Genomic DNA, 22,494 nt, shown 5'->3' on the forward strand with positions numbered 1-22,494 from the left:
ACAATACGCACACAAGAGGTCGTTATGTCTCGTAATATTATGCTTATTCCAATCGGTATTGGAGTGGGATTAACATCACTAAGCTTAGGTATGGTTCGTGCGCTTGAACGCAAAGGCGTTAAAGTCCAATTTTTTAAACCTATTGCTCAAATTCGATCTGGTGATACTGGTCCAGAACGTTCAACCACTATTTTAAGTACTTCTCCAACCGTCAATCCGTTGGAACCTTATTCAATGGTCCATGCTGAAGCGTTAATCCGTTCAGAGCAAACTGATGTCCTACTGGAACAGATTATTGCCCGCGCAGCAGAATGCGCCAGTAATACTGAAATCCTAGTGGTTGAAGGCTTAGTACCAACACGTAGCCATCCATTTGCTGATGACATTAACTATGAAATTGCCAAAGCATTAGACGCCGATGTTATTTTCATCGCAACCCCTGGTAACGATACGCCTAATGGATTAATGAATCGATTAGAAATCGCCTTTAACTCTTGGGGTGGACAGAAAAACAAACGTTTAATTGGCGCTATCATCAATAAAATTGGTGCTCCAGTTGACAACGAAGGTCGCACTCGTCCTGATTTATCTGAAGTATTTGATGATAAAAATATGAATGCTGTTGATAGCTCAGGAATGTTCCAACTTCCGGGTAAAAGTCCGCTGCGTATATTAGGTAGTGTGCCATACAATTTAGAGCTAATTGCCCCGCGTGCATCTGATTTGGCCAAGCACTTAAATGCCAAAATCATTAATGCCGGTGAAATGCATACTCGTCGTATGCGCCGTGTAACATTTTGTGCCCGTAGCCTGCCTAACATGGTTACTCACATCAAAACAAATTCATTGTTAGTGACTTCTGGCGATCGGTCCGACGTGATCGTGTCTGCATGTTTAGCAGCGATGAACGGCGTTAAAATTGGCGCGTTGTTGCTTACTGGGGGCTACCCGCCTGAACCAGAAATAATGAAATTATGTGAACAAGCTTTTGAAACAGGCTTGCCAGTATTTTTAATTGATTCAAATACATGGCAGACCTCGCTCAATATTCAACGCTTTGATCATGAAGTGCCTGTGGATGATGCGGTGCGCGTTGAAAAAGTGCAAGAATACGTGGCCAGTCATATTGACCAAACCTGGATTGAAAGTGTTACCCAGGATTCTCCACGTGAACACCGTCTATCTCCTCCGGCATTCCGTTACAAGTTAACCGAGCTAGCCCGTGCTGCCCGTAAAACTATCGTGCTTCCTGAAGGTGAAGAGCCAAGAACCGTAAAAGCAGCATCTATCTGTGCTGAACGGGGTATTGCTCGTTGCGTGTTAATCGGTAATCGCGAAGAGATTTTACGCGTTGCATCGCAACAAGATGTTATTTTAGGTGAAGGCATCGAAATCATTGAGCCAGAAAGCGTGCGTGAAAAGTACGTTGAGCCTATGCTCGAATTACGTCGTAGCAAAGGGTTAACAGAAGTTGTTGCCCGTGAGCAACTTGAAGACAACATGGTACTTGGTACCATGATGCTGGCACAAGATGAAGTAGATGGAATTGTATCCGGTGCTATTCATACCACGGCACATACTATTCGCCCACCATTGCAGTTGATCAAAACGGCACCGGGTTCTAGCTTAGTGTCGTCGATTTTCTTCATGCTGATGCCTGATCAAGTGCTAGTGTATGGCGATTGCGCGATTAACCCAGATCCAAATCCTGAACAACTAGCCGATATTGCGATTCAGTCAGCTGAATCAGCTAAAGCCTTTGGTATTGAGCCTCGCGTTGCGATGATCAGTTACTCAACGGGTACTTCTGGCACCGGTTCTGATGTGGATAAAGTACGTGAAGCCACACGAATCGCGAAAGAAAAACGTCCGGACTTGATTATCGATGGTCCATTGCAATACGATGCAGCAGTCATGCCTAACGTAGCGCTCTCTAAAGCACCTGACAGCCCTGTCGCAGGTAAAGCAACCGTATTTGTGTTCCCAGATTTAAACACGGGTAACACCACATACAAGGCGGTACAGCGTAGTGCTGATTTAATCAGCATCGGTCCAATGCTTCAAGGTATGCGTAAACCGGTTAACGATTTATCACGCGGCGCATTAGTCGATGATATTGTCTACACCATTGCGTTAACGGCAATTCAAGCTGCTCAAAATAGTGCCAAATAATTTGCTCTATTTCGGCTTAACATCGATGTAGATTGGTAATGTTTTGTCACTAAAAAAGCACTGATAATAATCAGTGCTTTTTTGTATCTGTCATCTTTGTTTTTTATATCGAGAGTTCTTGTTTATCGAGTGTTCTTACTTATCAAGAGTTAAAATAGCTTTGCTCGCTAACCCTATTATCTTTACCAAAACGGATTACGGCCTATACCCATTTGTGACACAAACAAAAACGCTACCCGTATGGGTAGCGTTAATGAACAGGGTTATGTTGCAACCAATGCTAAAAGCTATTTCTTCGCTTTTTTCTTAGTTGATTCACTAACCCATTTACCGCCGATAAACTTAGAAGACCAACCGGTAGCTTTACCGTCAACTTCAGTAGCAACATACTGCTCTTTCGTTTTACGACTAAATTTAACCGAGGCTTTATTGCCTTCATCATCTTCGACTGGCGCATCAGCAAGATACGCATATTTAGGCCATAACAAATCACGATATTGAACTAACTCTTCCACTAACGGCGCACGTGTTTCACGCGACTTAGGGAAAGTACTGGCCGCTAAAAATATGCCCGCAGCACCATCACGAAGCACAAAGTGAGCATCCGATTTAGTACATTTTAATTCAGGTAAGAAAATAGGATCTTCTTTTGGTGGCGCCGCTTCGCCGCTTCTAAGCAACTTACGGGTGTTTTTACACTCGCTATTGGTGCAACCAAAATACTTACCAAATCGACCATTTTTAAGTTCCATATTATTGCCGCAACGATCGCACTCAATAATTGGACCTTCATAACCTTTAATCTTAAATTGTCCGGCTTCAACTTCGTAACCATCACATGACGGGTTATTACCACAAACATGCAATTTACGTGTCTCGTCAATGAGATAACTATCCATCGCGGTACCACACTTACCACAACGATGTTTAGCACGTAACGCTTCCGTTTCGCCATCTTCATTGTCGCTTACCGCTTCTTCACCTGGGGTTAAGTTAAGCGTGGTCTTACAACGTTCTTTAGGTGGTAACGCATAACCAGAACAACCTAAGAATACCCCTGTTGAACCAGTACGAATACCCATTGGACGGCCACAGGTTGGACACTTAATGTCGTCTGTTAATACCATCTCATTAGGGCGCATACCACCTTCATCAGGATCTAACTCGGCTAGCAATAACTGCTTGGTAAAGTCGCCGTAAAAACCGTCTAATACTTTTTTCCAGTCCAGTTTACCTTGAGCAACATCATCTAATGTTTGCTCCATGCTGGCGGTAAAGTCGTAGCTCATTAATTCTTTAAAACTGCCGACTAAGCGTTCGCTGACAATCTCACCCATTTTTTCAGCAAAGAAACGGCGGTTATCAACTTTAACGTAACCACGATCCTGAATGGTTGAAATAATCGTCGCATACGTTGAAGGACGACCAATACCACGCTTCTCAAGCTCTTTAACTAAAGATGCTTCGCTGTAACGCGGCGCAGGCTTGGTAAAGTGTTGTTTTGGCGACAACGTTTCAAGCACTAATTTGTCGCCTTTTGCAACGACTGGCAGTGTCTTATCTTCTTCGTTTTTCTTACTCACTTGTGGCTGAACACGAGTCCAACCATCAAAACGTAAGGTACGGCCACTGGCTTTTAATTCGTAATCACCCGCGGTTACCGTTAAACGTGTTGCATCATATTGAGCAGGTGTCATTTGACAGGACACAAATTGACGCCAGATAAGCTCATACAAGCGCTGAGCGTCTCTTTCCATATCGGTTAACGAAGCGGACTGCACTGCCACGTTTGACGGTCTAATAGCTTCATGCGCCTCTTGAGCGCCCTCTTTGCTACCATAACGAATAGGTTCTGCCGGTAAATACTTGTCACCGAACTCGGTACCAATCATTTCGCGTAAGTTTTCAACCGCTTCTTTACTCAAATTGGTTGAATCGGTACGCATGTACGTAATGTGACCAGCTTCATACAAACGCTGCGCCATCATCATGGTTTTCTTAACACCAAAACTAAGACGAGTACTGGCAGCTTGCTGTAACGTCGACGTAATATAAGGGGCCGAAGGTTTGCTTGAGGTTGCTTTATCTTCACGCGCAGTGACAACATACGTTGCATCACGTAACGCATCGACAGCGACTTTAGCTTGCGCTTCATTAATCGGCTCAAATGCTGCAGATTGATATTTCATCACCTGCATTTTCAAGCTAGCGGCGGTAGGTGTATTTAACTCAGCATGGATATCCCAAAACTCTTCTGGAACAAACGCTTTAATTTCACTTTCACGCTCAACAACTAAGCGCACTGCTACCGACTGAACACGCCCAGCAGATAAACCACGAGCGACTTTTTTCCATAATAATGGTGACACCATAAAGCCAACAACGCGGTCTAAAAAACGACGAGCTTGCTGGGCATTAACCATATTGGTATCAAGTACCGACGGTTTACTAAACGCATCTTGAATTGCAGTTTTAGTAATTTCGTTGAACACAACTCGCTGATACCGTGAAGGATCACCACCAATAATTTCCTGTAAATGCCAGGCAATGGCTTCCCCTTCACGGTCCAAATCCGTTGCGAGATATATTTGGTCAGCAGTTTCTGCTAACGCTTTTAATTCTTTAACAACTTTTTCTTTACCAGGCAGGATTTGATACTTAGCTGCCCAGCCTTTATCTGGGTTAACACCCATACGCGCCACAAGCGCTTGTTTGTCTCTGATTAGCTTGTATTTAGCTTTTTCTTCAGGAGATAATTTCTTAACTTCTGCTGCGGTTTTAGTCACAGTTGTACCGTCAGAAGTAGACGAAGTTGGTAAGTCACGTATATGACCTACACTCGACTTCACAATGAAGTCTTTACCAAGATATTTATTAATTGTCTTGGCTTTGGCCGGCGATTCGACAATAACTAGCGATTTACCCATAGTTTTATTTGCGCCAAAAAGTCTCGAAAAAAAGAAAATTGATTCCATATATAGAGGGTTGAGACAATAGTTTCAAGTTAATCCCTCTTTTACATGGCTAGTAAGTCATTTTTTAATCAGAATTGAATCAAAAATAAAAAATGTAAAAAATAATATGCGTTTTTTAAACGTAATTTTTCACTTAATGATACTTGCGAGCACCTTCAGTGCATTTTTAGTCATTTATACACATTTGTACAAATTAACCACACCTTGTTAACCCTTATAGCTTCAGTATACTGGGGTTAAATTAGCGTTAACTGACATGAACAATCACGTTCCTTTTTTATAAGTAACACAAATAAGTGCAACTACAATAATAATTATTCACTAAAATTCTCAAGGATCACGAATGAAGCATTTTGAAGCGAACTTTGATGGCTTGGTTGGACCAACCCATAATTATGCCGGATTATCATTTGGTAATGTGGCCTCATTTAGTAATGCGGCCCAAACCTCAAATCCTAAAGCGGCAGCGAAACAAGGTTTGCAAAAAGCCAAGTCATTAGCAGATTTAGGTATGATACAAGGTGTATTAGCCCCACAAGAGCGCCCAGACCTTTATACATTGCGTCGAATTGGTTTTTCTGGGTCTGACGCTGAGGTTTTACAAAAAGCCGCTCAGCAGGCTCCTGCGTTACTTAATGCTTGTTGCAGCGCATCAAGTATGTGGACAGCTAATGCGGCTACAGTTTCTCCCAGTGCTGACACTCGTGACGGAAAAGTTCACTTCACTCCTGCTAATTTAGTTGATAAATTACATCGCAGTATTGAACCTGTCACCACGGGCAATATTTTGCAGGCAACATTTAACAATGATCGCTATTTTAAACATCATCAACATTTACCAGAACACGCAAGCTTTGGTGATGAAGGCGCCGCTAATCACACACGTTTATGTTCTGAATACGGTCATGCTGGCGTTGAACTATTTGTTTATGGCCAAACAGCCACTAATCCTGACGGCCCTAAACCAACAAAATATCCAGCACGTCAAACTTTGGAAGCATCTCAAGCTGTAGCACGCTTACATCAACTTGAAGATGAAAGCTGCGTGTTTATGCAGCAAAACCCAAATGTAATTGACCAGGGTGTATTCCACAATGACGTCATTTCAGTGGGTAATAAAAATGTGCTGTTTTATCACGAACAAGCGTTTTTAGATACCGAAACAAAGTTTGATGAAATTCGTCGAAAAATGAACTCTGACATGTATTTTGTCAAAGTAACCACAGAGCAAGTATCCATTGATGATGCTGTTCGTAGTTACTTGTTTAATACACAAATTATTACTTTACCTTCTGGTGAAATGGCTATTATTGCACCCACAAATTGCCAAGAAAACCCTGCAGTATTTGCTTACTTAAATGAACTCGTTACTTTAGGCACACCAATCAAACAAGTGCGTTATTACGATGTTAAGCAAAGTATGCAAAACGGTGGCGGTCCAGCGTGTTTACGCTTACGAGTCGCGATGAACGAACAAGAAGTCGCTGCAGTTAATCAAAACACATTAATGAATGACGGTTTATTTACGCGCTTAAATACCTGGGTTGATAGACATTATCGTGATCAACTCACGGTAAGCGATCTAGCCGACCCACAATTAATTATTGAATCACGCACCGCGTTAGATGAATTAACACAAATATTAAAATTAGGTAGCGTGTATCAGTTCCAAAGATAGTCTGAACTGACCGAATAAATAATTGAGTAAAATATTTGTAAAAGCCAACAGTATTAGCTGTTGGCTTTTTTGTTTACATTCTAAAATCGAACCAATAAAAAAGGCGCTAAATGCGCCTTTTAATCAATTTAAACTAACAAGCTAGCTACCAACATCAATTATAGAATTGTTACACCAATGGATACCACTGGAGTGACTAAACCATTTGGTGATTCTACTTCTACAAGGAAGACACCAGAGTTCGGCTCATCTTCGCCTTTAATAGTTGTTGTAAACTGACGACCACCATTGTAGTTGGTACTTGGCCATGTATATTCGCTTGAACTCACCACCGAGCCCGCTGACGTTGTAAATCTTACGATCGAACCTGCTGGCATTTGTTGATTATGTAAATCTGAAATCGTAAATGTTGCAGTTGCAGAGCCTTTACCCACTATGACCATACTACTAGCGCCAGAATGAATACCCGTGCTATCAACAACCACTATATCGGCTGGGGCGGTAGCATATGCAGCACTTCCAGACATCACTAATGTTAAGCTTCTGCGAACAAATAATGACTTTGAATCACTTACGCCATCAGCACATGCACTGTGCACAGGGTCAGAACAAAGCACACCATTATATTTACCGTCTTTTACATCAAATATACCATTGGAGTTAAAATCGATTAACTCTTCTAATGTGCCACCAGCTTGACCACCGGTTTGTTGCGGATTAAAGAGGCCATCTTCATTATAGTCATTATATGCATCATTTAAATCAAATGACTGACCAGTCACATCTGTCCCCGTAAGAAACGTATTTGCTTCTGATGCATCAAAACGACCATTACCATTTAAATCTGGAAAAGACTCTTCACCAATTGCAGTGGCTGTAACGGTTGCACGTCCACCGTATTTTTGGCCATAGATATTTCCATAAAGATCTAAAGTGGCATCATAAGCTAATGCAGCATTAGGATTACGATACATCTGACCGGCGCTATTCAGAATTGTCTGACCCTCTGGTCTTGGTAGTTGACTCGTCCACACGACAGAACATGCACCATTAAGTGTTTGACAAGCATCTTCAATAGAACCACCCTCAGTGGTAAAAGATACCGTGGTGCCATCTGGTACAGGGTTGTTAAACGCATCAGCCATACGAGCAGTTACAGTCACTTGTGTGCCGTCAACATTCCAACCTTCTGGATTTAATATCGTTGCAGCTAATGAGAAACTGTCTTGATCTGGAATACCTGTTGATATAATTAACTGACTAGATTGGCTAGATATCACTGGAACGGCGCCATTATCAACAATGGCAGTGACGCGTAAGGACGTCGCCACAGTACCTGTATTTACGACAGTTTGTACAATACCATCATTATCGGTTGTCGCTTGAAGCGGATCAATTTTCACACCGCCGATACTCGTATTTAGTGCAAATTTAACATTTTGGTTAGCAACCACATTGCCATTTTTATCCAAAACTTTAAATTTAACTACAGATGACTCAGTGCCGCCAGTCCCTAAAATACTGATGTTTTCTGGTACTGCTGATACAAACACAATACTGCCAACGTCAGCCTGAAGTATATTGATGGTACCTACTGCAGATAAACTGATGCCACCAGCATTGGCAGTCACATTAATTTGGTCTTCACCCACACAACCTTCTGCACGATACGTTGAGGTTGCGACACCATTACTTGACGATACTGGTGAGCTTATCACTGCTTGCGCAGGAATTTTAGTAGCACAAGTAGATGAAAAATTTACGTCCACAGGTTGTGTAAAGGCATTACCTAAATCATCTTGAATAGAGACAGTTACAGTCGCTGTTCCGCCCGCGGATAAATCAGTAGCACTTATGGCGGCAACACCTTCAACAAAAGGTGTACCACTGCCCATCACAACGTTGGTAGCTCCGACAACAACAATCGTTGAACCAGTTTCATTGGTTGATAATGTCGCTGTTGCTTCACCGGCACCTAGCGAGCTGCCTGCATAAATATCAACGGTAGCTTTACCTTGTGCATTAGTTACTGCAGTTTTAACGGGTAAATCACCGATAGGGCTTTCAAATGTAACAATAGAGGACTTAGTAATACCTGTAACTGTTGCAGTTAATTTACCTGGTGATAAAGTGCTAATCGATTGAATAGCGTTTCCAGCTGCATCAGTTAACACCAATGACACTTGAGCACCACCGCCTGCAACACCGCCATCACCCGTCATAGTGACAAATAATGATGCACTTTCACCTGACGTGGTAGTCGCGGTTACTGTTGCTCCAGTATTAATTTCTGCGGTATTGAGTTGGATAGTAGCAACACCGCTTGAATTGGTGACAACTTCACCGGTACTTGGTGAAAATGTACCGTAATCATCATTATTAAGCGTAAATGAAACAAGCGTGCTGACAGCTGCACCCGTTGAGTCTTTCACTGTTGCAGTAATAACTGCAGGTTCAGCAACAGAAACTTGATCGTTGTCGATACTTAATGAAATAGATATGGTTGGGTCTGGTGTAGTCCCACCTCCGGTTCCATCATCGGTTATACTGCCACCGCCGCCACATGCGACGAGAAAAAAAGAACATAAAAGCGCGAAATAAACTTTATATGCTGACCTCATTGTCAGGCTCCCTGTTACATTAAAATAAACTTAAGAATTATTATAGTTACTTATACATTAACAATACGCAAACATCTTATAACTTTAGCATAACTCTACTATTTTCTTCGCTATTTATTGGCGAAAACTTTCACTTTTAGGCCATTTCCTAAGTTGTCGATTCCTGCTAGTCTTTAGCGCATTCAATAAAGACATAAAATAATATGATGAGAAGGAACACTCTGTGAGTAAACAACGCAAGCTCGGGCTCACGAGCAAAATTTTAATTGGTATGGCTGCAGGCATAATTTTAGGCCTGTTGTTAAGGAATGTGTTCCCAGACAGTCTATTCATTAAAGAATATATTACTGAAGGTTTCCTTCATGTCATCGGTACTATCTTTATTTCAAGCTTAAAAATGCTCGTTGTACCATTGGTGTTCATTTCACTGGTGTGCGGCACAAGCTCGTTAAGTGACCCGTCTAAATTAGGTCGCCTAGGGGGTAAAACGATTGCTTTCTATTTATTTACCACGGCAATAGCACTCACTATTGCGATTTTAGCTGCAGTACTTATCCACCCGGGTAATGCCAGTCTGGCAGGTAATGCTTTAGAATATACCGTTAAAGATGCACCAAGTTTGTCCGAGGTTCTTATTAATATAGTACCGACAAATCCGATGCAAGCCATGAGTGAAGGCAATATGCTGCAGATCATTATTTTTGCGGTAATTTTTGGATTTGCCATTTCTCATATTGGTGAACGAGGTACTCGTGTTGCCTCATTCTTTAATGATTTGAATGATGTGATCATGCGAGTGGTGACGTTAATTATGCAACTGGCACCTTATGGTGTGTTCGCATTAATGGCTAAGCTGAGTTTAACGTTGGGATTAGAAACATTTGGTAGTGTCGTCAAATACTTCTTCCTCGTGGTTGCCGTTTTATTTATCCAAGGCTTAGTGGTTTACCCGACTTTATTAAAAATGTTCTCGGGTCTCAGCCCGTTAATGTTTTTACGTAAAATCCGCGACGTACAGCTGTTTGCTTTTAGTACAGCAAGTTCTAATGCAACATTGCCAGTTACCATTGAAACGGCTGAGCACAGAATGGGCGTTGACAACAAAATAGCGTCATTCACTTTACCACTTGGTGCCACACTCAACATGGATGGCACCGCCATTATGCAGGGTGTTGCTACGGTATTTATTGCTCAAGTATTTGGTATTGAACTGAGCATCATGGATTACGCTACTGTTGTGGTAACTGCCACGCTGGCATCTATCGGTACTGCGGGTGTGCCTGGTGTAGGTCTTATTATGCTGGCAATGGTATTAAACCAAGTAGGTTTACCCGTTGAAGGTATTGCCTTGATTATTGGTGTAGACAGAATGCTAGACATGATCCGCACAGCGGTGAACGTCACTGGTGATGCGGTAGCTACGGTGATCATTGCCAAATCTGAAGGCGAATTTAATGAAGAAGTATTCAACGATTCACAAGCAGGTAAAGCCGCCAAAAGTTTTGAAGAGCAAGTGCTTAATGCCAAAAAATAACAATTAAGCTTAACCTATATAAAAAAGCGCTAATTTAGCGCTTTTTTATTATCTTTTTGCTGCATAAATGTGCCATTATCATCAACTTACATTAAAATAAGCTCTCATAGACATCAACAAATTGATATGAACAAATAGATATCAACAAAATCTCACCAGCTTGAATTTATAAAAAACGGAATATATATGGACATGACTTTATTGGCGGGTTTAGCGGTTATTCACATTGTGGCATTAATGAGCCCAGGACCTGACTTTGCCATTATCGTTAAAATGGCTACGCAGCAAACACGCTTAACTTCGCTTTATTGCGCCTTAGGCATTACTGTCGCTATCTTAATTCACACTTTTTTGTCGTTAATGGGCATCAGTGTGATGATCCAACAGTCTCATATTACCTTTATGGCCGTGCAACTGATTGGCAGTAGCTATTTAGCATGGATGGGATATGGGGCGCTCAAATCAGCGATCACCAGTATTATCAGCAAACGCCGTAATTCAGACACGCCATCAATGCAGCAAAATGTGGCAAAAGCGGCGCTGATATCATCATTAAAGGGATTTAAAATTGGACTATATACCAACCTACTGAATCCTAAAGCATTGATATTTTTTATTACTTTATTTTCTGTATTAATTACACCGCAAGTCAATTACCAAACAAAAATTGCCGCCACGGTATTATTATTTGTGTTGTCATTGGCGTGGTTTAGCTTACTCGCACTGATCCTGTCTAAACCTCGGGTACAACAAAAATTGCTCGCGGCCAATACCATTATAGATCTACTCGTTGGGATTATTTTTATTGCCGTTGCAGTCACGATTGCTAATAATATAATTCATCAAATTATCGGTCAGTTATAAACACGATTGAATTAGAGTAAATAAAAAGATGAGTAAACTGACTATTTTGCTCAAACAGTTACCTGTTTGAGCCATGATGCTAACCTTCTGTCGCTCTAAACCAAGATACTTTAGCAAGCCTGTAAACGGTTGCGAGGGTAATGCAATAATCGTCGCGCTAAATAATCCACCACCACATTCAAACCCGCAGTGAACACCAGCAGCAATAATGCCCCACTAAAACGAATTTCAGAAAAATTACTGTCGACATAAAAGCCTAATGTCATTACCCCAAGCATGCCCAAGATGGCCGTTTCACGGATAATCACTTCAAATCGATAAAACAACAGTCCCATAAAATGAGGGTATATAGCTGGCAGCACCAAATAACTGTACTGTTCAATCCGAGGTCGATACGTCAGCGGCACGCTAACACTGTCGGCTTGACGTGACATTAAAAAGACCATCAGGCCACTATTGTGCAGCGCTAACGCGATAATCGCTGGCAACATCGACGGCCCTAATAGCATCATAAACACAAAAGCCAATAAATACTCAGGCAATGAACGTAATATTAAATTCACCGCCCTCATGATTAAAATAACCACTTTTGGCATCATCAAACGAGTATTAAAAGGCAATAATACCAGCGTTAGCACATGGGTTAATCCCAAGGCACAAAAAGCCAGAACTAAGGTCGCGACCATCCCGGGAAACACTTGCTGGCTGATTAATGTATAACTCCAGTTAACAAGCTGCGACAGTTTATCAGTGTCAAACCAGCTCAAAAATGGTTGCCCTTGAAGCATAGGCGGTAAAACATCGACACTGATAAAGCGCCAAATGAGTTGTGAGTCGATAACAGGAATGGGGGGTAAGAAGTACACTGCAAGCGGTAAATACAACCAAAGCATTATCGGTTTAGCCCAAAAGCGTATACTTCCAATTAACAACACAAATAAGATTAATAGTGCACCACCTTGCTGATAATGCCCCTGACGAAAAGCGGATTCTAAATAAAACCCTAATGTTGGCATACCAATAAAACCCAACACGGCACTGCTCCGGAGCGCGCACTCAAAACGGTAACGAATATAATCGACAATCTGCGGATACATGTGCATCCATCGACCATATATAAATGCCGACAGTTTATCGGTGCCTTTAGGCAGTGAAAATAAGGTATGCATTGGTGCCTGCTGTAAAATATCTGCAAACACACGAGCAAAAGTAGCAGCATAAGGAAGCGCTATTGCTAAAATACCGGTAATGGCTGAAAGACCAAATATCTGTAAGAATATCAATGCCCAAAATATCTCATGTATAGCACGGATAAATGCACACATTGCCGCAACCAAAGGATGTTGATACCACAATGCGAGTGGAAAACCCAATAGCAACCCTATCGTAATCCCAAGCAATGCAAAGCTAATGGTTTGCCACAGCGCATCAAGTAAATACTCTGTCGCGAAAAAGTCAGGATGCACGAAGCCTTGCCACATGCGGCCAAGCTCTGCCCAAGGATCGAGTGCAATCACCTCGGTATCGGCAAAAAACCAACACACGGAGACCATAAGTAAAAGCAACAGAGTGATTTTCTGCCAATGCCCTACAAAATAGTAACGACTGTAAGTAATCATTTTAGGCATTATAAAAACGGGGATAGAATGAAGATAAATCGCTTAGCAGCATCAACATATTCATATTTATGCCACTGCATGCTTTGGTGAATCAGCTAAAGCATAATGCTGTGATAAATGAGCCAGAGATAATTGGCCCGCTTTGTTATCTAGTACTACTTTGCCATCACTAATGACAATAATACGATCAAAGTTTGCTAACGCTAGCTCGGCATCATGTAGCACACAAATAACACTCTCATGCGTTTGCTTAATCAAGTTTAGTAATCGTAAGCCCATTAGTGGATCTAACGCAGAAAAGGGCTCGTCGCCCATAAACACTGATTGTTGTTGGAATAACGCTCTGGCCAATGCCACTCGTTGGCGCTGACCACCGGACAACTCACTGACTTTCTGTTGCAAAGGCACGGTTAGTTCTAATTGCTGGCAAATAGCGCCAATTTGTTGTTGCGGCTTATTAAATGGCAACAACAAATTAGCTAAATTATACCAACGGGAATAACGCGCTAACCCACCAATAAACACATTGTGATACATCGACAGGTTATCAACTAACCCTTGTGCTTGAGAGCACAAGCAGGTTTGTTCGGCCAATTGTTGATATAGGTGATGCAACAGCGTAGTTTTACCCACGCCTGAAGGGCCTAAAATAGCCACATGCTCATTTGCCTTAAATGACAAATTCACTTTAGGTAAAATAATTTGCTGGTTATAACCTAAATCAACATCAACCAACGACAACATTAATCGAGCATTCCAATTGTTTTTGCCACGCGCTCAATCGGTTCATAATCGCTATTTTTGGCAGGTACAAACGACTCACGCGGGAAACTGGTTAACAAATCTTTATCCGTCATACCAATTAACGTTTTAGTCAGCTTTTCTTTAAAGCCTGCACCAAACTTTTCATCAACACCCGAATGTACCGTCCATTGATAATCTGGGTAAGTAGGGCTTTCCCAAATCACTTTCACTTTACTGGTATCAACTTCACCGTTTTCAACGGCAGTGTCCCATACTTTATAATTAACCGCGCCAACTTGGTATACGCCGGCTTCAACTTGGCTAATAGTACGGCTATGGTCACCAGAAAAACCGATACGTTTAAAAATTTGTTCAATTGGCTTACCGGTATTTTTTTCAATAAAATACTGTGGCATTAAACGCCCTGAAGTTGAATCTTTAGAACCAAAGGTAAAGGTATAATCGTTCAATAATGGAAAATGAGTTGAAGCAGCCATTTCAGTAGATTTATGAGCAATCAAATAACTCTTGAAAAACCGATCTTCAAAACCTTGGGCAATAGCCTCAGAACCGGGCACTAAACGACGCGCTTGCACACCAGATAAACCACCAAACCAAGCTAGTTGTACTTGGTTATTACGAAATGCTGTTACCGCTGCAGAATATGACTTTACCGGAATATATTTCACTTCCACGCCCAGCTGCTCGGTTAAATAATCAGCCACTTTATCAAAGCGAGTCCGAAGCTGACTTTCATCTTCATCTGGGATAGCAGTAAAGGTAAAAGTTGCACTTAATGCAACTGTCGAAAATAAACTTAAAAAGCTAGCCGATAATAAATGTGTTAGTTTCATCTCAATCTTAAAAGTTAGTCGGTCAATGACGCTATTCTAACTTACCTGATGCTTGATTACATCGACTAAGCCCTTTCAGGGCAAAATGTGAGTAAAATAATTATCACAAGCACCATGATGGTATTCAGTTTGAATATGGTTATCATAAAATTCTGTTTAATATTTAACCTTCTAGATTTGTAAGGTAATATTGGTCAAGCACATTTCACATATAATGACGGCTTAACAAGGATGGATTATGCGCATATTGATTATTGAAGACGACCCTCTTTTATCACACCATTTACAGGTGCAGTTATCAGCTCAAGGTAATCAAGTGCAAGTGGCATTAACCGCAAAAGAAGGGTTTTATCAAGCCACTAATTATCCTATTGATGCTGCCATTATTGACTTAGGTTTGCCCGATCAAGATGGAATAAGCCTAATCAAAATGTTGCGTAATGCAGATGTTAAAGCGCCTATTCTAATTTTAACCGCTCGACTAACGTGGCAAGATAAAGTCGAAGGGCTCAATGCAGGTGCAGACGACTACTTAGTTAAACCATTTCAAAAAGAAGAACTCATCGCCAGACTTGACGCTATAGTGCGCCGCAGCAGTGGTTTTGTTCGCTCAACCATCACCAGCGGTGCACTGCAAATAGATGTTGCAGCAAAACAAGTAACACTAAATCAAACACCATTAGAGATCACTGCCTTTGAATACCTAATTCTGGAATACTTGATGCGTCATTGCCATGAGGTTGTCGCTAAACAGCGTTTACTGGATGTGGTCTATGCCGACAAAGAAGGCGACCCCAACACCATTGAAGTGATGGTCAGCCGATTAAGAAAGAAACTAGCTCAAGGTGGAATAGAACAGTCCATCATTACCCTTCGCGGCCAAGGATATAAATTTAATCACCCATGCGACTAATTTTACAACCTAAAAAACGCCTGCTTACAAGGATGTTCTTAACGTCCTTGAGTATTATCGCGTTAGTGGGATTTGGTCTGGCGTGGTTAATTACCCTACTTCATGCCCAAAACCGCTATAACCAAACCACCAGCGCTTTAATCGCCCAATTACCCATCATTGCCGCAGAGTTTCGCGAAAACAATTTAATCCCTATCACCCAAGCCCGTGAAGGTGATGACGTCGACACGCAATACATTATGGCTACCTGCAATAGTAGCTATAACACCTTATGGCGATCTGACTACGCTATCAGCTTAAACTTGAATAACATCTGTGAACAATATCTTGATATAAAAGATGATTTACCGCCTTTCTACCTCAACTTTAATGGCCAACAAAGCTACTTTGCTTACTTGCTCAGCATTGACGTTGAAACCGAAATGTATCATTTATTGATTTTGAAAGATGCCACTGCACTGAAAGCTGAACTCAATCAATTTAATCGACTTACTTATTTTAGATTGGCAATGGTAATGGCTATTGCACTACTGCTTTTAGTGAGTGCAGCTTACTGGGGAATGCGGCCGTTAACTCAGCTAAAACAAGAGTTATTGCAGCTACAACAAGGACGTAAAAACAGCCTATCACAAGATTACCCCGTCGAATTACAAGGCATCACCACAGCGTTAAATCAACTTATGGACCAAACAGACCAACGTCAAACTCGCTATCAAAATGCCATGAACGACCTTGCTCACAGCTTAAAAACGCGTCTCGCCGCCAGTATTGCCATCATTGATGATGACTCATTAGATCGCCAGCAACAGCATCAAAAAATACTTGAACAAATAAACGACATGGATCATTTAGTACAATATCAACTTAAACGCGCCATGTTAGGCCAACAAAGTTTACGTCAGCAACAAACCGTTATCGCGCCAATTGCTCAACAACTTGCGCAAATGCTCGATAAAATCTATCGAGACAAACATGTCATATTCACCCTAAACATATCACCTTCATTGCAACTACCACTCAGCAAAGGCGATGTTATGGAGCTATTGGGTAATCTGCTGGAAAATGCATTTCGCTTATGTGGCAATAACGTCATGATCAGCGCCGCTAGCCTCGATAACAATCTCATCCAACTCAGTGTGGAAGATGACGGCCCGGGCGTAGATAACGCCATTAAACAAAATATAATCCAGCGCGGTATGAGAGCCGATACTCAATCATCTGGGCAAGGAATTGGTCTAGCAGTATGCCATGAGCTCGTTAGCAGTTATGGCGGCACAATGACTATTGGTACTAGCGAGCTTGGCGGAGCAGCTTTTGTCATTCAGCTCCCCGCAACGGTATAAGCACGCAGCAACAAAGTCATCAATCAAATAAGCATATAAAGCCACAACTGGTTTTGCTCAACAGTAATCACTAACTTAATGGCGCATAAAGTTGCTCGGCACGATTAAACATCGCCCAAGAAGTCGCAATATATTTATCGTTACTAATGGGCACATTGCCACGATGGCTATGAGTAAAACCCGCTGGAGCAATCACCATAGTGCCTTTTTTAGGGCTTATTTTACGTTGTTGATAATAAAACTCCGTTTCACCGCCCTCTTCAACGTCATTCAGGTAAAACATGTATAACACCACCCGATGAAGCGCCTCATTATGGCCATTCTGTGGATACTGCTCTGAATGCCAATGCGGATATCCACCCACACCTTGCTGATAATGCTGCACATTAATCGTACCACTGCGGTACAAATACTTGGTTAATGCCGCCGCCCTTGGCCGACCTAACACATCAAAATTATCAGGCGTTAACGTTTGTGGTTGACCATTTTCATCTGCTACTTGTACAGAAACCGCCCCCATTAACGTTAATGAGTATTGAGTAAAATAATCGCTAATATGGGTAAATGTCGACGCTAAAAGTTCATTTTTTAATTCGGCTAAATCATCAAAAGCATCTAGCATTAAATCACGACTGCGCTTTTTCTCGGTATCTACACCAAAACCCGTATGACCAGGACCCACACTCGGATGCGTTTCAAATGCCGCAATTAAACGATCACATAAGTCATTACTTATCGCATTGGGATATACTTCAATAAAATCCATAGGGAGTAACTATTGTTAATAAATTTATAGTAGTATGCTGCCACGCAATTAAAGTGCCTGTAAAGGGCAATGCATAACATAGCTAATTGTTCTTCAAAGTAACTATCGATTGAATATGAAAAAAAACCAAAAAATCTCTGTAGAACAGTTAGAAGTGGGCACCTTTATCCGCTTGCCAATTTCCTGGAAAGACCACCCTTTCCTGTTTAGCAGTTTTAAAATTAAAGACGCTGCACAAATAGAACTCATCAAAGGCTTAGGCCTAAAAGATGTTTTTTTTGATCCCGAAAAAAGTGATGTTGAACCTGTAACGTCCGAGAATGCCAGCACCCAGAAACCCGATGAGCAGGCCCTCAACGCGCTAAAAGAACAAATGATTAGCCAGAAGTCGGCCAAAATCGATGAGCAACAGAAACTCAAACGAGATTTGAAGAAAACTGAACAACAATTTAATCGTTCTGTGTCGATGATGCGTTCAATGGTGTCTAAAATCAGTAGCCGACCACTCAATGCGGTCAGTGAAGCGAAAGACCTCATCAGCAACATGACCACCATGTTACTCAATAGTGATAATTTAGCCTTACATTTAATGGGCGATGCTAAAAATGATGAGCATATTTATCACCATTCACTTAACGTCGCTATGTTATGTATGTTAATGGCAAAAGAGCTAGGTTGGAGCCGCGAAGAAGTTGAAACGATTGGTATTGGTGGGTTATTTCACGATATAGGTAAACTCAAAGTTCCGAGCAACATTCTCAACAAGCGAGTGCCGCTTACCACGCCAGAAGAAAACTTTATTAAACAGCACCCATTGATGAGCATTAACTTTCTCAAACTCGCTGACAGCTTTCCAGATGAAGCCAAACCGTTAATTGCTAATCATCACGAATATTTAGATGGCAGTGGCTACCCACAAGGGCTCAAAGCCGACAAATTAGACAAGCTGTCACAGTTAATCGCCGTGGTTAACGAATACGACAATTTGTGTAATGGCACCAACCAAGCTAAGGGTAAACCACCCAGTATCGCCTTGGGGTTGCTGTATAAAAACTATAAAAACAAACTCAACACTGAATATATTAGCAAGTTAATCAAAATGTTAGGTATTTATCCGCCTGGCAGTATTATTGAATTATCCAGTGGCCAATTTGCTATGGTTATGTCGGTAAACTTGCAGAAGCTATTGTGCCCCAATATTGTGGTTTACGATCAACTGGTACCCAAAGATTTAGCCCCCATCATTAGTTTACAAGATGAAGGCTTGAGCATTGTACGCAGTCTACCTGCCGCAGCATTGCCAGAAAAAATCCATAAATACCTCAATCCTAGAGAACAAATCAGCATAGGAATTGGTCAAAACTAGTGTTGTGCCGGAGATGAATTAAGCAGAATTGAATAATCTATTTTATCTCTTTAAGTAGTGGCTTACATAACACTTTTCAGTCGACTTATTTCCGCCTAACTCAAGTATTTGAGGCATAAAAAAGCCATCAATCGGCAACAATTGATGGCATTATTTTGTGTAAAATAAGCTACTGCTACAACCAACCTTTCCGTTTAAAGAAAAAGTAGGTTCCTGCTGCACTGGCAAGCATTAATGCCACTGCCATTGGGTAACCAAAGCGCCAATCGAGTTCTGGCATAATATGAAAGTTCATCCCATAACTGCTGGCAATTAGCGTAGGGGGTAAAAATACTACCGCTGACACCGAAAATATTTTAATGATTTTGTTTTGTTGCAAGCCACTGAATCCCATCGCCGCATCCAGTAAAAATTGTAACTTGTCGAAAATAAACTGGCTGTGTGGCATCAATGATTCAATATCCGATAACATCTCACGAATATCTTTCAAGTTTTCATCCGACAATCGGTCACGATAATAACGTTGCATATAACGTAATGAACGCTGAGTATCCAACAAACTTAATCGAATTTTACCGTTCGAATCTTCTTGTAAGGTAATCAGTTTAAAAACGCCATCAAGCTCTTCGTCATTAAATACTTGCTCGCCAACATTTTCTAAAATACTATAAATATCTTCAATTAAGTCAGATAGATAATCAACTTTCAAAGTAAAGAGCTCTAACAACAAGCCTTGTGGAGTGGTAATATCCAAGCGCCCTAAACGTAGGTAATTACGCAGTAAACGAATAAGGCCGACATCTTCTTCACGCATTGTTAGCAAAAAACGTTCTCGCAAGTTAAACGACACGTTCACTGCGCGTACATCTGAACTCACACGCTGAGGAAACAACGAGTTAATGTGTAAACCGTCTTGGTTTTGGTAAAAACGCGCCGAAGCCTCAATTTCTTTAATATCTTCTTCGTCAGGAACTTCTTCAGCAGAGAATAGCCTCAACCATTGACGCTCTGCATCATCGGGTTTTAATAAATCTAACCACAAGGTTGATTCAGGGACTTTATCGCCCACATTCAATTCGGTGGTGATTAATTCTCTATTTTGATAGGCGTATGCAGTGATCATCGCTCCCCCAAAGTCCGTTAGGCTATTACAAGCATAACAAACAAAAACACTCAAAAAGTGGCGCTAGTTTACTCAACTACAAATGAATGAAAAGTAAAATATTCAACTGCGCCAAAAATCGTACCAGTTAGATAATTTGTTCGGTAATTTGCTAAATAAGCCATGAGCTAAGCCGTTAGATAAATCCAAACAAAACGTTGCAAAGTTCACCGCCACTGACACGTTTACGCATCAGTATATTGATATAAAAAATCTGCGTAAGTTAATGTCACTTTGCACGCTATTGAACCCAAAAATCACACGCAATACTAGATGCTACAACATGTTAGCTCGCTTTACTTACTAACTCACCAAAGCATAGCACGCGTTAAACCTAGACTCGCTATTATCTTCGCTCATAAAAAAGCGCCCAAATAGGACGCTGTTGTAACAACACCAATTAAGCTTACGTTATTCGCCTTTTAAGCGACGATCTAATTGGTCTTTCAAATTAGCTGGCACGCCTTTAATCAAAATAGTGTCAGATATCGGATCATAAATAACCCGCTCACCTAAATGGCCGCCATCAAAGCTCAATGTCACCCCACCGCCGGTACCCGAGAACTTCTTCAAGCTGCGTAAACTGGCTTTATCAGCTGGAAACTCTTCATCTAACTCATAGCTGCCGCCACAAGCAAAATCGTAAAATGAATCCATACCAGAATCCGCTAACTCATCTGCTAAGTCTTTAACCTCAATCACTTCACCCGCGTCAGCGCGTTCAGAGCAATACTCAAATACCTTGTTACGGCAACCTTGGCGTTCATCTTTGGTTAACTCACTGCCCGCGACAAAATCTTCAACCGCATGGATCAAGGTTTTGTTTTGCGCCTTAGTGTTCACCCCTTCGACACAACCCATAAAGTCTAAAAAGAAATCGGCAACTTTACGGCCAGCACGGCCACGAATAAACGAAATATACTTACGTGAGCTTTTATCTGCCTGCCACTCGGTTAAATCTATACGCGCCGCTAACTGAATATTATTTAAATCTAAATGATTGTTTTGCGACAATTCCATGTCATCTAATACTGTCATCGACGACTTAGCGCTTAATAACGCCACAAATAAATAGTCGCTTGTCATGCTGGTGTAGCAAGACATCAACAAAAAACCGCCTTGGCTAAAATCGTACTTGGCCAGTTCTTGTTGCAACAGTTGGCTCGCTTGACCGCTAAACTCAACAAAACCTAAATCGCCTTTACGATAACCGGTCAGAGCATCAGAAAATTCACTGTTGGCTTCGCCATCATCGCCATGGGTTCCAAAAAAACCAAATCCCTTGCCCGCTTTACCCGAATAGGTTTGATGCAACTCTTCTAACATGGTTTCAACGGCGTGAGTATTCAACAACGGTTGCGGACGTAAACGACAACGCATTTGTCCCTGACTGTCTTGAGAAATTTCGTGAATAATTGCTTGCTCAATACTAATGCTCATAAGCCTTGTTAATCCTAGTCTGTCGCAGATGTTATTTTAAAAAAGAATGATATCAGACCAACCGTATAAATCGAACAAGGGTTTACAATATTCCTCACATACAGCGAATAAAACTTGAGGCGAGCGCCGGCTAAATCCGTTATTATGTGCAGCTAATTCATTATTTATTGAAGTTTTCTGACTATGGCAATTCAATCTAAATACACAAACACTCAAGTTGAAGCACTTATCAGCGAGCTGCTTGCTGTACTAGCTAAGCATCAAGCACCTACCGATTTAAGCCTAATGGTATTGGGCAATTGCGTGACCCATTTACTAGACAAAAAAGTCCCAGGTGAATCACGTCAAAAAGTTGCCGAGCAATTTGCTAAAGCCTTAACACAGTCGGTTAAGTAATCGACTAAATAAAATTTATCATCAATGCTAACAATCAGTTACACTGA

The 22,494-nt window shown here is 41.4% G+C and carries 16 protein-coding genes; 8 read left to right on the forward strand and 8 right to left on the reverse strand.

Features of this window, described 5'->3' with window-relative positions:
* Positions 1-24: 24 nt before the first annotated feature.
* Positions 25-2,172 carry a phosphate acetyltransferase gene (pta, locus tag H5181_RS11100; protein ID WP_011637931.1) on the forward strand — a complete coding sequence of 716 codons (2,148 nt, stop codon included), beginning with the start codon at positions 25-27 and terminating at the stop codon, positions 2,170-2,172.
* 287 nt (positions 2,173-2,459) lie between these two features.
* Here the strand turns inward: pta and topA are convergent, their stop codons facing one another.
* On the reverse strand, positions 2,460-5,099 hold the full coding sequence (gene topA / locus H5181_RS11105; protein ID WP_182751021.1) for a type I DNA topoisomerase: 2,640 nt from the start codon (positions 5,097-5,099) through the stop codon (positions 2,460-2,462).
* Positions 5,100-5,490: 391 nt separating this feature from the next.
* Between topA and astB the strand changes: the two genes are divergently transcribed.
* Positions 5,491-6,825 (forward strand): N-succinylarginine dihydrolase, encoded by a 1,335-nt coding sequence (gene astB, locus H5181_RS11110; RefSeq protein ID WP_182751022.1) that lies wholly within the window; start codon positions 5,491-5,493, stop codon positions 6,823-6,825.
* A 158-nt stretch (positions 6,826-6,983) separates the two neighbouring features.
* On the opposite strand, the gene H5181_RS11115 is transcribed toward astB, so the two are convergent.
* Entirely contained in the window at positions 6,984-9,446 is a 2,463-nt protein-coding gene (locus tag H5181_RS11115) for an Ig-like domain-containing protein (RefSeq protein ID WP_182751023.1), read from the reverse strand.
* A gap of 223 nt (positions 9,447-9,669) precedes the next feature.
* On the opposite strand from H5181_RS11115, the gene H5181_RS11120 reads away from it, so the two are divergent.
* A complete protein-coding gene (locus H5181_RS11120) occupies positions 9,670-10,980 on the forward strand; it encodes a dicarboxylate/amino acid:cation symporter (protein WP_102036400.1) in 1,311 nt (436 codons plus the stop codon).
* Positions 10,981-11,166: 186 nt separating this feature from the next.
* Positions 11,167-11,844 carry a LysE family translocator gene (locus H5181_RS11125; protein ID WP_182751024.1) on the forward strand — a complete coding sequence of 226 codons (678 nt, stop codon included), beginning with the start codon at positions 11,167-11,169 and terminating at the stop codon, positions 11,842-11,844.
* Between the two features lie 110 nt (positions 11,845-11,954).
* On the opposite strand, the gene H5181_RS11130 is transcribed toward H5181_RS11125, so the two are convergent.
* The 3 genes from H5181_RS11130 to H5181_RS11140 are packed head-to-tail and all read right to left on the reverse strand — an operon-like array spanning position 11,955 to position 15,061.
* Entirely contained in the window at positions 11,955-13,472 is a 1,518-nt protein-coding gene (locus tag H5181_RS11130) for an ABC transporter permease (protein ID WP_182751025.1), read from the reverse strand.
* A 57-nt stretch (positions 13,473-13,529) separates the two neighbouring features.
* Positions 13,530-14,207 (reverse strand): ATP-binding cassette domain-containing protein, encoded by a 678-nt coding sequence (locus H5181_RS11135; protein ID WP_182751026.1) that lies wholly within the window; start codon positions 14,205-14,207, stop codon positions 13,530-13,532.
* Positions 14,207-15,061 carry a putative selenate ABC transporter substrate-binding protein gene (locus tag H5181_RS11140; RefSeq protein WP_182751027.1) on the reverse strand — a complete coding sequence of 285 codons (855 nt, stop codon included), beginning with the start codon at positions 15,059-15,061 and terminating at the stop codon, positions 14,207-14,209. Before H5181_RS11140 ends, H5181_RS11135 begins: the two co-directional genes overlap by 1 nt.
* A 238-nt stretch (positions 15,062-15,299) precedes the next feature.
* Between H5181_RS11140 and H5181_RS11145 the strand changes: the two genes are divergently transcribed.
* Together H5181_RS11145 and H5181_RS11150 are read left to right on the forward strand one after the other, a co-directional pair.
* Positions 15,300-15,974 carry a response regulator gene (locus H5181_RS11145; RefSeq protein ID WP_182751028.1) on the forward strand — a complete coding sequence of 225 codons (675 nt, stop codon included), beginning with the start codon at positions 15,300-15,302 and terminating at the stop codon, positions 15,972-15,974.
* Positions 15,965-17,317, forward strand: coding sequence for an ATP-binding protein (locus H5181_RS11150; RefSeq protein ID WP_182751029.1), 1,353 nt, complete (start codon positions 15,965-15,967; stop codon positions 17,315-17,317). The genes H5181_RS11145 and H5181_RS11150 overlap by 10 nt, the downstream gene beginning before the upstream one ends.
* Positions 17,318-17,387: 70 nt before the next feature.
* Here the strand turns inward: H5181_RS11150 and H5181_RS11155 are convergent, their stop codons facing one another.
* The gene (locus H5181_RS11155) at positions 17,388-18,083 is read right to left on the reverse strand and encodes a 2OG-Fe(II) oxygenase (protein WP_182751030.1); all 696 of its coding nucleotides are present in this window, start codon (positions 18,081-18,083) and stop codon (positions 17,388-17,390) included.
* A 115-nt stretch (positions 18,084-18,198) separates the two neighbouring features.
* Here H5181_RS11155 and H5181_RS11160 point away from each other — a divergent pair, with 115 nt between their 5' ends.
* Positions 18,199-19,449, forward strand: a complete 1,251-nt coding sequence (locus H5181_RS11160) for a DUF3391 domain-containing protein (protein ID WP_182751031.1) — start codon at positions 18,199-18,201, stop codon at positions 19,447-19,449.
* Positions 19,450-19,624: 175 nt separating this feature from the next.
* On the opposite strand, the gene corA is transcribed toward H5181_RS11160, so the two are convergent.
* Entirely contained in the window at positions 19,625-20,572 is a 948-nt protein-coding gene (gene corA / locus H5181_RS11165; protein WP_011637944.1) for a magnesium/cobalt transporter CorA, read from the reverse strand.
* A 450-nt stretch (positions 20,573-21,022) separates the two neighbouring features.
* Positions 21,023-22,051, reverse strand: a complete 1,029-nt coding sequence (gene yejK, locus H5181_RS11170; protein WP_182751032.1) for a nucleoid-associated protein YejK — start codon at positions 22,049-22,051, stop codon at positions 21,023-21,025.
* A 183-nt stretch (positions 22,052-22,234) separates the two neighbouring features.
* Here yejK and H5181_RS11175 point away from each other — a divergent pair, with 183 nt between their 5' ends.
* Positions 22,235-22,447, forward strand: a complete 213-nt coding sequence (locus H5181_RS11175) for a YejL family protein (protein WP_011637946.1) — start codon at positions 22,235-22,237, stop codon at positions 22,445-22,447.
* Positions 22,448-22,494: the final 47 nt, after the last annotated feature.

The sequence above is a fragment of the Shewanella sp. SG44-2 genome, from assembly GCF_014164215.1.
GTDB lineage: Bacteria > Pseudomonadota > Gammaproteobacteria > Enterobacterales > Shewanellaceae > Shewanella > Shewanella frigidimarina.